The organism is Pseudomonas sp. Tri1 (assembly GCF_017968885.1).
In the GTDB taxonomy this organism is placed as follows: domain Bacteria; phylum Pseudomonadota; class Gammaproteobacteria; order Pseudomonadales; family Pseudomonadaceae; genus Aquipseudomonas.
Genome location: NZ_CP072913.1, coordinates 139,354 through 151,369 on the forward strand (window position 1 = coordinate 139,354; position 12,016 = coordinate 151,369).

At 61.8% G+C, this 12,016-nt stretch carries 10 protein-coding genes, 1 tRNA gene and 2 pseudogenes; 11 read left to right on the forward strand and 2 right to left on the reverse strand.

Features of this window, described 5'->3' with window-relative positions:
• Window positions 1-12: 12 nt before the first annotated feature.
• From pgaB to J9870_RS00685, 6 genes are all read left to right on the forward strand, one after another.
• A complete protein-coding gene (gene pgaB, locus J9870_RS00660) occupies window positions 13-2,010 on the forward strand; it encodes a poly-beta-1,6-N-acetyl-D-glucosamine N-deacetylase PgaB (protein WP_210642252.1) in 1,998 nt (665 codons plus the stop codon).
• Window position 2,011: 1 nt separating this feature from the next.
• The gene (pgaC, locus tag J9870_RS00665; protein ID WP_210642253.1) at window positions 2,012-3,367 is read left to right on the forward strand and encodes a poly-beta-1,6-N-acetyl-D-glucosamine synthase; all 1,356 of its coding nucleotides are present in this window, start codon (window positions 2,012-2,014) and stop codon (window positions 3,365-3,367) included.
• Complete coding sequence (gene pgaD, locus J9870_RS00670) at window positions 3,364-3,912, forward strand: poly-beta-1,6-N-acetyl-D-glucosamine biosynthesis protein PgaD (protein ID WP_210642254.1); 549 nt, start codon at window positions 3,364-3,366, stop codon at window positions 3,910-3,912. The genes pgaC and pgaD overlap by 4 nt, the downstream gene beginning before the upstream one ends.
• A 186-nt stretch (window positions 3,913-4,098) precedes the next feature.
• Window positions 4,099-4,659, forward strand: a complete 561-nt coding sequence (locus J9870_RS00675; protein ID WP_210642255.1) for a YbhB/YbcL family Raf kinase inhibitor-like protein — start codon at window positions 4,099-4,101, stop codon at window positions 4,657-4,659.
• A gap of 167 nt (window positions 4,660-4,826) precedes the next feature.
• Window positions 4,827-5,000 (forward strand): hypothetical protein, encoded by a 174-nt coding sequence (locus tag J9870_RS00680; protein WP_210642256.1) that lies wholly within the window; start codon window positions 4,827-4,829, stop codon window positions 4,998-5,000.
• Between the two features lie 39 nt (window positions 5,001-5,039).
• Entirely contained in the window at window positions 5,040-6,353 is a 1,314-nt protein-coding gene (locus J9870_RS00685; RefSeq protein ID WP_210642257.1) for an MFS transporter, read from the forward strand.
• 9 nt (window positions 6,354-6,362) lie between these two features.
• Here the strand turns inward: J9870_RS00685 and J9870_RS29725 are convergent.
• Window positions 6,363-6,940 (reverse strand): annotated as a pseudogene (locus tag J9870_RS29725) (substrate binding domain-containing protein); the annotation flags it as partial.
• Between J9870_RS29725 and J9870_RS00695 the strand changes: the two are divergent.
• The 5 genes and pseudogenes from J9870_RS00695 to J9870_RS00715 all read left to right on the forward strand — a co-directional run.
• Window positions 6,930-7,673, forward strand: a pseudogene (locus J9870_RS00695) (zinc-binding dehydrogenase); the annotation flags it as partial. The pseudogenes J9870_RS29725 and J9870_RS00695 overlap by 11 nt on opposite strands.
• Window positions 7,674-7,775: 102 nt before the next feature.
• Window positions 7,776-8,357, forward strand: a complete 582-nt coding sequence (locus J9870_RS00700) for a hypothetical protein (RefSeq protein WP_210642258.1) — start codon at window positions 7,776-7,778, stop codon at window positions 8,355-8,357.
• A 156-nt stretch (window positions 8,358-8,513) separates the two neighbouring features.
• Window positions 8,514-10,187 (forward strand): VWA domain-containing protein, encoded by a 1,674-nt coding sequence (locus J9870_RS00705; RefSeq protein WP_210642259.1) that lies wholly within the window; start codon window positions 8,514-8,516, stop codon window positions 10,185-10,187.
• 174 nt (window positions 10,188-10,361) lie between these two features.
• Entirely contained in the window at window positions 10,362-10,934 is a 573-nt protein-coding gene (locus J9870_RS00710; RefSeq protein WP_210645063.1) for an RNA polymerase sigma factor, read from the forward strand.
• Window positions 10,931-11,551, forward strand: coding sequence for a hypothetical protein (locus J9870_RS00715; RefSeq protein WP_210642260.1), 621 nt, complete (start codon window positions 10,931-10,933; stop codon window positions 11,549-11,551). The genes J9870_RS00710 and J9870_RS00715 overlap by 4 nt, the downstream gene beginning before the upstream one ends.
• A 63-nt stretch (window positions 11,552-11,614) precedes the next feature.
• On the opposite strand, the gene J9870_RS00720 is transcribed toward J9870_RS00715, so the two are convergent.
• A tRNA-Arg gene (locus tag J9870_RS00720) sits at window positions 11,615-11,691 on the reverse strand.
• Window positions 11,692-12,016: the final 325 nt, after the last annotated feature.

Sequence of the window (12,016 nt, forward strand, 5' to 3'; positions counted from 1 at the left end):
AAGAGTTTGAAGATGCCTGTCATTTCGCGATTCATCCTCCTGCTGGGGGTCTTGCTGATCAGCGCTTGTGCCCAGCAAGCCCCGGCGTTCACACCGCCTTCGCAAAGACCGCTGGCGGCCAACGACGCCCCTTGGCCGAAGAACCATGTGCTTGGCATTGCCTACCACGACGTCGAGGACCGTGACCCGGACCAGGCGCTGGTGGCCGTGCGTACCGAGCGTTTGATCGAGCAACTGGCGTGGCTGCGGGAAAACAATTACCAGCCGGTCACCGTGGACCAGATCATCAGCGCTCGCAACGGCGGCCCGGAACTGCCGCCGCGTGCGGTATTGCTGAGTTTCGACGACGGTTACTCAAGCTTCTACACCCGCGTCATGCCGATTCTGCGCGCCTATAACTGGCCGGCGATATTGGCTCCGGTGGGCAGCTGGGTCGATACGCCGTTGAACCAAACGGTGGATTTCGCCGGGGTGCCACGCAAGCGTTCCGAGTTCTTGACCTGGGAGCAGATTCGCGAGGTTGCCAAATCGGGTCTGGTGGAAATTGCCGCCCACACCGACGCCAATCACAAAGGCATCCTCGCCAACCCGCAAGGCAACCAGCAACCGGCGGCGACCACCCGACGCTACGATCCCGCTACCGGGCGCTATGAAACCGAGGCGGATTTCCAGGCGCGCCTGCGCAAGGACGTGGCGGCTATTTCCGAGAAAATCCGCAAGGTCGCCGGTTACAGCCCGCGCGTGTGGGTCTGGCCTTACGGGGAAGCCGATGGCACAGCGCTGCAGGTGATCGGCAGTGAAGGCTATCAAATGGCCCTGACCCTGGAGGACGGCCTCGACAGCCTCGATAACTTGATGAGCGGCCCACGCTTTCTGGTGGCCTCCGATCCGGACGGTGCTCACTTCGCCGAAAGCGTGGTCTCCGTGCAGGCGCTTGAGCCGATGCGCGTGGTGCATGTCGACCTGGATTACGTCTACGACCCGGACCCAGTGCAACAAGAAGCCAACGTCGGCAAGCTGGTCCAGCGCATCTACGACCTGGGCGCCAACACCGTGTTCCTGCAGGCGTTCGCCGACCCGAAAGGCGACGGCCTGGTACGCTCGCTGTACTTCCCCAACCGTCACCTGCCGGTACGGGCCGATCTGTTCGACCGGGTCGCGTGGCAGTTGAAAACCCGGGCCAACGCCAAGGTTTTCGCCTGGATGCCCGTGCTCAGTTTTGCCCTCGATTCGAAGCTGCCACGCGTACAGCGCTGGGATCCGGAAACCGGCAAGACTGGTGTCGCCCCTGATCAATATGTGCGCCTGTCGCCCTTCGACCCGAACGTGCGGCGGATTGTCGGTGAAGTTTATGAAGACCTGGCGCGGATGAGTTCGATTGACGGCGTCCTGTACCATGACGATGCGGTGTTCTCCGACTTCGAAGATGCCGGCCCCGCCGCGTTGAAAGTCTATGCCGCCAACGGCTTGCCGACGTCCACCGCCGCCTTGCGCGACGATCCGGCAGTAATGCAACGCTGGACTCGCTTCAAGAGCCGCTACCTGATCGACTTCACTCGTGAGCTCACCGCCAAGGTCCGGGCGATTCGCGGTCCGCAAGTGCAAACGGCGCGCAATATCTTTGCCGAGCCGATGCTCAATCCTGAAAGCGAAGCCTGGTTCGCCCAGAATCTCGATGACTTCCTCGGCGCCTACGATTGGACGGCACCGATGGCCATGCCGTTGATGGAAAACCAGACCCTCGAGCAATCCGGTCCCTGGCTTGAGCGCCTGGTCGCCACGGTCAAGGCTCGCCCCGGTGCCCTCAAGCGCACGGTGTTCGAATTGCAGGCCCGTGATTGGCACAGCCAACCGGCCCGTGACATCGACGGCAAACAATTGGCTGACTGGATGGGGCGTCTCAAGCGCCAGGGCGTGACCAGTTTCGGCTACTACCCGGACAACTTCATCGAAGACCAGCCCTCCGTGAAAACCGTGCGGCCGGCGCTCTCCAACAAGTGGAATCCTTGACATGTTCGACAGACTGCTCGCCCTGCTGGTGCTGGCGATTGTCCTTGGCGTGCCCCTGGGCCTGATCTTCCTGGTCACTGGGCAATTCCTGATGGACTTCGTGTTCTTTTACCCGTTGTTCATGTCTGGGCTGTGGATCGCCGGCGGCCTGTATTTCTGGCTGCATTGGGAGCGCCACTGGCCGTGGAAGGACGATACGTTGCCGCCGCCCTTGGCTGGCGAGCCGCTGATCAGCATCCTGATTCCGTGCTTCAACGAGGGCGACAACGTCGCCGACACCATTCACGCGGCGCTGGGCCAGCATTATCCGAACATCGAAGTCATCGCCATCAACGACGGCTCCAAAGACAACACCGCCCAGATGCTCGACCAATTGGCGGCTGAAGACCCACGCCTGCGCGTGCTGCACCTGGCGGAAAACCAGGGCAAGGCCGTGGCCTTGCGCATGGGCGCCATCGCGGCGCGCAGTGAATACCTGGTGTGTATCGACGGTGACGCGCTGCTGGCGCCCAACACCTGCGCCTACCTGGTAGCGCCGATGCTCGATAACGCCCGCCTCGGCGCGGTAACCGGCAACCCGCGTATTCGTACCCGTTCTACCCTGGTGGGCCGAGTCCAGGTCGGCGAGTTCTCCTCGATCATCGGCCTGATCAAGCGTACCCAGCGGGTCTTCGGACGGATCTTCACCGTTTCCGGGGTGATCGTCGCGTTCCGTCGTACCGCCCTGCACCGGGTCGGCTACTGGAGCCCGGACATGATCACCGAAGACATCGACATCAGTTGGAAGCTGCAACTGGACCACTGGAGCATCTTTTACGAACCCCGCGCACTGTGCTGGATCCTCATGCCCGAAACCCTGCGCGGCCTGTGGCGGCAACGTCTGCGCTGGGCCCAAGGCGGCGCCGAGGTGTTGTTCAAGAACATCCGTGGCATCTGGCAATACCGCCATCGTTACCTGTGGCCGCTGCTGTTCGAATATTGCCTGTCCACCGGTTGGGCATTCACGTTCCTGCTGTCGGTGATTTTCTGGGGCGCCGGCAAATTCGTGGAAATGCCGCCGGCCATCGCCGTCGACCACCTCATGCCGCCGGCCTTCACCGGGTTGTTGCTGGCAGTGGTGTGCCTGTTGCAGTTCGCGGTGAGCATCCTGATCGATCGCCGCTACGAAAAAGGCCTGTGGCACATCATGTTCTGGGTGGTCTGGTACCCGTTGGTGTTCTGGTTGATCAGCCTGTTCACCACCCTGGTGAGCTTTCCAAAAGTGTTGTTCGGACAGCATCAGCAGCGTGCGCGCTGGGTCAGCCCGGATCGCGGTATCAAACCGTTCGATGATGAAGAAGAGGAAGTGATCCGATGAAAATTATCAGGACCCGGCAAAGACCTTTTCTGATGGTCATTGACGTTCTCTTCACTGTGCTGGCGTGGGTCGGGTTGGTGTATCTGCTGGTCAATGGGCTCTGGCCGCTGTTCGACAGCCAGGCAGGCCCGCGCCTGGGTGGATCGCTGTTCGACACCCTGGGGACCTTGCAGGTCTACGGTTGGATCGCATTGGTCAACGCGGTGCTCTTGATTACTTGGGCGCGTTATCAGCAGCGTAAAAGCCGCAGTTTCGCCCAGCGGCGGCTGCCGGCGCCGGTGGTGGACGATCAAGGTTTGAGCGACAGTTTCAAATTGACCGACGAACGCCTGGACACGTTGCGCCAGCCTGGCTCGAAGATCATCCACAACAACCAGGATGGCGACATCAGCCACGTCGTGGCGCATTTCCATCTGCTGAGCCCGGAGTTGCAACCGCTGCCTCTCGCTCCACTGGAGCGCCCCCGGGTGATTCACCTGCCGGCCGATCGTGGGAGCGAGCTTGCTCGCGATGGCGGAGTGTCAGCCAGCATAGATGCCGGTTGAACCGACGCCATCGCGAGTAAGCTCGCTCCTACAGTGGATTGGGGTTGTTGGACAAATTGGGGGGGCACATGTGGGGCTGTCGGGGAAAGTGCGGCGAAGTTCATCATAATTGTCACTGCAACCGGATGGGCGCTGCGGCTATAGTTCGCAGGCCGTCCATGGCCTGATACGCATAAGGTGCCCGGTATGACCCGATTGAACTCTCTCTCCCCTTGGCTGGCGGCCGTCGCCCTGGTGCTGTGCGCGCAAGGGGCTGTCCAGGCCGAGGAGCGTTTCACCCTCAGCATTCCCGGCGTGTCGGACGACCGCCTCTTCACCGCTGCGGCGGCCAGTGACGCCAACACGTGTGGTGGCAAGAACATTTCCCCGGCGCTGAGCTGGAACGCCGGCCCACCCGGCACCCTGAGCTATGCCATAGTCATGTTGGACCCGGACGGCCAAAGAGGGCAGGGTGTCGACCACTGGGTCCACTACGGTATCAAGGCCACCACACGGCAGATTCCGGCGGGCGCGGGTACCAAGCCGGCGCTGGAAGGCATGAGCGGTATCAACAGCAAGAACACGCGTGGCTATATCGGCCCTTGCCCGCCCATTGGCGACAGCGCGCATCATTACCTGATTCAGCTCTTCGCCCTGGACCTGCCCCCGGAAGCCCTGCCCGCTGGCCTTACGCGCGCCCAATTGATGGAAAAAATCAACGGCCACGTGCTGCGCAACAGCAGCGTCGTGCGGCGCTACCACCGCTAGCCCAGGCACCAAAAACACCTGTTTGGACTTGGGGATATGGTCTACACCCTGTGGCGAGGGAGCTTGCTCCCGTTGGGTTGCGCAGCAACCCTCCAACCACAAAATTGGCATCACGCGCCAAAAGCGAGCACTATCGAGCCCCTGTTCACTCATGCCGGAGGATGGCGATGACGCAGAAACCCGACGGCATCGCCCGCTTGCTGAACTGCCCCACCAAGGGCGATGAGATGCGCCGGGCTATCGCCCAGAGCCGCAAGGATTTCCTGCCTGCTGACGAGGCCGAAGACGCCGAGCCAGGCCAACCACCGGCTGAGCCCGTGGACAACGGTCGCGACGACTGAGCTGTCGCCCTCTCTCAATCCCACTTTTCAAATCTGCCTATGACTGCCACAACCCATCTGCCAGGCGACCGATTCAGTCGCTCCGATTACAAAACCCTGGGCCTCGCGGCCTTGGGAGGCGCGCTGGAGATTTACGATTTCATCATCTTCGTCTTCTTCGCCCTGACCCTCAGCCAGTTGTTCTTCCCGCCGGAAATGCCCGATTGGCTGCGCTTGCTGCAAAGCTTCGGGATCTTCGCCACCGGCTACCTGGCTCGGCCCTTGGGCGGCATTCTCATGGCGCATTTTGCCGATCGCCTGGGACGCAAGCGGGTGTTCAGCCTGAGCATCCTGATGATGGCCTTGCCTTGCCTGCTCATTGGTGTGATGCCGACCTACGCGCAAATCGGCTATTTCGCACCGTTGCTGTTGCTGGCATTGCGCATCCTGCAGGGCGCGGCGGTGGGCGGGGAGGTGCCCAGCGCCTGGGTGTTCGTGGCCGAGCATGCGCCGCTGCATCATCGCGGCTACGCCCTCGGCTTCCTGCAGGCCGGCCTGACCTTCGGCTACTTGCTGGGCGCCTTGACCGCCACGGCGTTGGCGCGGATCTACACGCCGACGGAGATTCTCGATTACGCCTGGCGCTTGCCATTCCTGCTGGGCGGAGTCTTCGGTGTGATTGGTGTCTGGCTGCGCCGTTGGCTGAGCGAAACGCCGATCTTCATGGCCCTGCAAGCCAACCGCGAAGAGGCCACGGAACTGCCGCTGCGCACGGTCCTACGCGAGCATCGGCACGCCTTGCTGCCCGCCGCCATCCTCACCTGCGTGCTGACCTCCGCGGTGGTGGTGTTCGTCGTCATCACCCCGACCGTGATGCAAAAAAGCTTCGGCATGACCCCCAGCCACACCTTCGCCCTGAGCAGCCTGGGTATCGTCTTCCTGAATATCGGCTGCGTCCTGGCCGGCCTCATCGTCGACCGCATCGGTGCCTGGCGCACCGTCATGCTCTACAGCCTGCTGTTGCCCGTGGGCATCGCCGTGCTCTACGCCAGCCTGATCAGTGGCGGCGCCTGGCTGGGGCTGGCCTACGTGGTGGCCGGCCTGGGGTGCGGGGTGGTCGGCGCCGTGCCTTCGGTAATGGTCAGCCTGTTCCCGCCGAAAATCCGCGTGTCCGGCATCTCGTTCACCTACAACATCGCCTATGCGTTGTGGGCGAGCATGACGCCGTTGATGCTGATTGCGCTGGTGCCGTGGAGCCCGTGGGTGTGCGTGGGGTATTGCGTGGTGATGGGGGCGGTGGGTGTGGGGGCGGCGGTTTATTTTCCAGGACGGCATACGAAGGCCTCGCAGCCTTCGTTGGCGTGTGAATCCTGATCCGGCCCTTCAAAGACGTTCACGAAAAAACTCCACAAAGGCACGAGTCCTTGCCGAGCGGCGCCGGTCTTGGCTGAACACGGCGCTGATGGGCAGCGCCGTCGGTTGGTAATCGTCGAGCAGGGCCGACACGGTTCCCTGGCGAACATCCTCCGCAAACAACCATTGCGGGGAAAGCGAAACGCCCAGCCCGGACAGCACCATCTCCCGGATCGCTTCGCTGCTGTTGCTGGTGACGTTGCCCTTTATCGTCACGCAGTGTTGCTTGCCCTCCTGGTCGAATCGCCAGACGTCGTAGTGTTCCAGCAGTGTGAAACCCAGGCAGTTATGGCCGGCTAAGTCCGCGGGCTCGAGCGGCGTGCCGTGCTGTACGCCGGGGAGGCGTACACCCGGCGGGGGCTGGCGCCGAGGGAGACCGCTACCAGCCCCTCGTTTTTCACCACGCCAATGCGAATGGCGACGTCGATGTTTTCCTTCAGCACATCTTCGTTTTGATCGCTCAGCCGCAGGTCGATCCGAACCTGTGGATGGCGTGCCAAAAACTCGCCCACCAACGGCGCAATGCACAACCGACCGAAACTCACAGGCATGGCCGGCGGGATCGGCGGTGCCCAGGGTGCCCTGGCCGAATACATCGCCGTCGATGCCCGCTTGGTTGCGCTCAAGCCTCGCTCATTGAGCATGCGTGAAGCCGCCGCGTTGCCGCTGGTGTTCATTACCGCGTGGGAAGGGTTGGTTGACCGCGCTAACGTCCGGGCCGGCCAGCAGGTGCTGATCCACGGTGGTGCAGGCGGTGTCGGCCAAATGGCCGTGCAAATTGCCAAGGCCCGAGGTGCCGAGGTCTATGCCACCGGCTCGGCCACTCGCCTGGATTTCATCCGCAGCCTGGGCGCGACACCGATCGACTACCAGAGGCAGGATGCCGACAGCTACGTGCGCCTGCACACCGACGGCGAGGGCTTCGATATCGTCTACGACACCGTAGGCGGCCCCACGCTGGATGCGTCGTTCAATGCGGTGAAAACCTACACCGGCCATGTCCTCAGTTGCCTCGGCTGGGGGCAACACAGTTTGGCGCCATTGTCGTTTCGCGGAGCGAGTTATTCCGGGGTATTCACCTTGATGCCGCTGCTGACCGGCAAGGGGCGCGAGCATCATGGCCAGATCTTGCGGGAGGGCGCCGCTCTGGTTGAGTCAGGGCAACTGCGGATCAACGTGGATCAGCGCCGGTACGGCCTTGGGAAAGTCAATGAGGCGTTTGCCCAGGTAGCCGAGGGACGCGGGGCGGGGAAAACGGTGGTGGACATTGGGGTTGAGTAAGACGGGACCGCTCTGTGTAAGGCCAAACAACTTGAGCGCGCGTTCAAACCCCGTAGAATGCAGCCGCCATTATGCCGCTGCATCTCAAGGACGAATTCAAACATGCGAGTTTTTACCCTCTTGCTTACCCTCTGCCTCATGGCCGGTTGCGCTTCCAAGCCCGATTACTACATTTCCCCTGCACCGGTGGCGATCCCCGAGACCGCCACCTATTGGATCGACACGTTCAACGTCGAAGTCGTAGGCAAAAACGAACGCTTTCTGCCCGACGAAAAAGTCCGTGACCGGCTGCACACCGACCTGATCGTCCGCCTGCTCGACGGCAATCGCTATGCCTCCAGCAAGGAAACCGCTGACTATCTGCTGGACGTCAACGCCGTTTATGCGCGCCGGATTCAAGACACCCAAGGTGGCTTCATGAACAAGATTGTCGCCGACGGTACGTACCTGGCCAGTGTCGATTTCAGTTATCAGGTCAAGGTGAAGAAGGCCGGTGACGAGGTATTGCACTTCGCCCAGGCCCGCCAGGGGCTGATGCCGGGTGGGGCGATCGGGCAACTCGAGGTCATGAGAGGCATGGCGGGCGCCCTGACGAACAGAGGCAACTCCGATGTCGAAGACTATTACACCGGCCAGTTGAGCCGCTTCATCGCCGATGACCTGCAGGGCATTCCGTCTCGTTAGCAATGCCTGCTGCAACGGCGGTAATAGCCTGGCCACTTTGGGGTGGCCAGGTCTGTCTTTTCAGCGCAGCAAAAAAACTTCTTGGTCGTTAACCCGAACCGCATGTGCCTTGCGTCTGACCCTGTGAACGGATCATTCATTCACGAGGTTCAGCCCATGTCCCGTCCACTCCCCTTTATACGTCCTGCTGCCCAGGGCTTCGCCGTGACTTTGCTGGTGGCGTTGGCCGGTTGTGGGTTGTCTTCGTCCCGCGAGGCTGCCAAGCCGACCGAACCGGTAGCCGTGGCGCCCAGCGTTGTACCGCTAGGCGAGATCGCCTACGTGCGCGAGCCCATGAGCAAGCGCATGGCCGCCCCGGCATCGATGCCCGCCCCAAGTGTGGCGAACGATGCCATTGCCGGGGACTACCGCTCCGAACCGCGCGAACAGTACGAAAAACTGCCGGACAACCCCATCCATAGCGTGGCCGAAACGCCGGTCTCGACCTTCAGCGTGGATGTCGATACCGGCAGCTATGCCAATGTGCGACGTTTCCTCAACCAAGGCAGCCTGCCGCCCGAAGGTGCCGTGCGACTGGAGGAAATGGTCAACTACTTCCCTTACCACTACGCGCTGCCTACCGATGGTTCGCCCTTTGGCGTGACCACCGAGGTGGCCCCAACGCCGTGGAACCCCCACACTCGCTTGCTGCGCGTCGGCATCAAGGCCAGCGACCGCGCCGTGGCGGACCTGGCGCCGGCCAACCTGGTATTCCTGGTGGACGTGTCCGGCTCCATGGACCGCCGCGAAGGCCTGCCGCTGGTCAAGAGCACCCTGAAACTGCTGGTGGATCAATTGCGTGACCAGGACCGGGTATCCCTGGTGGTGTATGCCGGCGAATCCCGGGTGGTGCTCAAGCCCACTTCGGGCCGCGACAAGGTGAAGATCCGCAACGCCATTGATCAACTCGATGCCGGAGGTTCTACCGCAGGGGCGTCGGGTATCGAGCTGGCTTATCAAATGGCTCGGGAGAGCTTTATCGACAAGGGCATCAATCGCATCCTGCTGGCCACCGATGGCGACTTCAACGTCGGTGTCAGTGATTTCGACAGCCTCAAGCAAATGGCGGTGGACCAACGCAAAAGCGGCGTCTCCCTGACGACGCTGGGCTTCGGTGTGGATAACTACAATGAACACCTGATGGAGCAACTGGCTGACGCCGGCGACGGCAACTACGCCTACATCGACAACCTGCTCGAAGCGCGCAAGGTGCTGGTGGACCAGCTCAGCTCAACCCTGGCGGTGGTGGCGCGGGATGTGAAGCTGCAGGTGGAGTTCAACCCTGCCCAGGTCAGCGAATATCGCCTGCTGGGTTATGAGAACCGCGCGCTCAAGCGTGAGGATTTCAACAACGATAAGGTCGATGCGGGTGAGATTGGTGCCGGGCATACGGTGACGGCGTTGTATGAAATTGTCCCGAAAGGCGAGCAAGGCTGGTTGGAGCCGCTGCGTTATGCCAACACGCCCAAGCTGGACGGCAAGTCAGGAGAGCTGGCGATGTTGCGCGTACGCTACAAACCCGCCGAGGGTGGCAGTAGCCGATTGATCGAGCATCCTATCGACAGCGCGCCAAACGATGCCAAGGCCAGCGATGACTTGCGTTTCTCGGCCGCCGTGGCGGCCTTCGCCCAACAGCTCAAGGGCGATGGACGTTACACTGGGAACATGAGCTTGAAGGACACCGCGCAACTGGCACGCTCCGCTCGAGGTGATGACCCGTTTGGTTTGCGCGCCGAATTTGTGCAATTGGTCGAGCTGGCGCAGAGCCTCGAGCCTGCGGCCAAGCATTGATCCTGACCACAACGAGGATCAACTGTGGGAGCGAGCTTGCTCGCGATAGCGGTGGACCGATCATTCTCATCATTGACTGATCCGACGCCATCGCGAGCAAGCTCGCTCCCACAGTGTTCCCTTGTTATCTGCCAGGACTGTGTTGCAATGACCGGAAAGGAGTTCGCCACCCACATGCCCGCTGCGCTTGATCCTCCCAGCGACGAATCGCTGCTGGCCCGCTACCGCAACGGCGACAAGGCTTCTTTTGAAGTCCTCTACGCCCGCCATCGGCTAGGGCTTTACCGTTTCCTCGTGTCCTTGAGCAACAAAGCCGAACTGGCCGAGGAAGTCTTCCAGGAGACCTGGCTCAGCCTGATTCGCAGCGCTACCCAGCCACAAGGCCGGGCGAGTTTTCGTACCTGGCTGTTCCAGATCGCCCGCAACCGCTTGATCGATCACTGGCGCAAACACGGGGTCCACAACCCGTTGCACGACAGTTACGACGAGCAGCTTCACGTCCAGCCCGACGACACCGGCAGCCCTGAGCAACAGTTGAGCCTTAGCCGCGACCAGGCTCGTCTCGACGCCGCGTTGCAGGCCTTGCCCGAGGATCAGCGGGAGGTCTTCCTGCTGCGCCTGCACGGCGACCTGGAGCTGCCGCAGATCGCTGCCTTGACCGGCGTCCCGTTGGAAACGGTCAAAAGCCGCTTGCGTTACGCCCAGCAGAAGTTGCATCGCCTGCTGGCCGAGGAGGTACCCGCATGATTGATAGCAAACACACCCCGGATCCCGACGACGAAATGCTCATCAAGCATTTCCGCCAACACGCCAGCGGCGAACCGCCCGCGTCCCTGGACGCTTTCATCCTGGCTGCCGCCCATCGCGAAGCGCCAACGCCCGCCCCAAGCTTGTGGACGCGCTGGCTGCAAGCCTGCCAACGGCCGCGTTGGCAAATGGCATTCGCCACGGTCGCCGGTGTGGCGCTGATGATTGGTCTGGTAGTGCGTTCGCCCGTGCCCCACGACGAACGGGCCTCGCCCGCCTCGATGGAGTTTTCCGCCGATCGGCAAGAACCCGCCGTTGCCGCTGCACCGCCGCCGGCCATGCCCGCTCCCGCCCCTATAGCCCGGATGGCAGCCCCCCAGGGCGAACTCGCCCAGGCCCCGGCAAGCGCTGATCAGGCCTTCGCGGAAAAGCCTGCGGCGAAAATGAGCAAAAGCGCGCCCGTTGCCCTGCCATCGTTGGAGCAGGAACTGCTGGAAATCCTGCGTTTGCGCCAGGCCGGTGATGCCAAGGCTGCCGATGAGAAGCTGCTGGCGCTGCACAAGCGCTTTCCCAAGGAAGACTTGCCGGCGCGGTTGGAGGCGCTGCAAAAGCGTTGACTGAGCTCCGCGCCCACAAAAAAAGCCCCAGGTCTTGCGACCAGGGGCTTTTGATTCTGTAAATGGTGCACCAGGCGGGATTCGAACCCACGACCCCTGCCTTCGGAGGGCAGTACTCTATCCAGCTGAGCTACTGGTGCGACGCGGGCGCCATGATACTCATATGCATCGCGGGCGTCCATGCTGCTGATTTGCCGGTGTTTTCATAAGCCTGGGCGGGCATCGGCTACGCTGATCAGAAAAAGCGGGCAAATCCGGATTTTTCGTTCTTTTTTTCGAACAGCCTATTGTCCTTCACCCCCATCGGCCCTAGGATTCGTTTGAGATTTCAAACGCTCTTGTCTGGGTGCTGAACCGCACGTCTGTGCTTATGTGCGTTATTTCTGTGCTTCAGCCCGGTGGATGATTTCCCTGACGGCAGCCCCTGAGGCGCCTTTCTACAAATCTAATTCGCTCCGCGTGCGC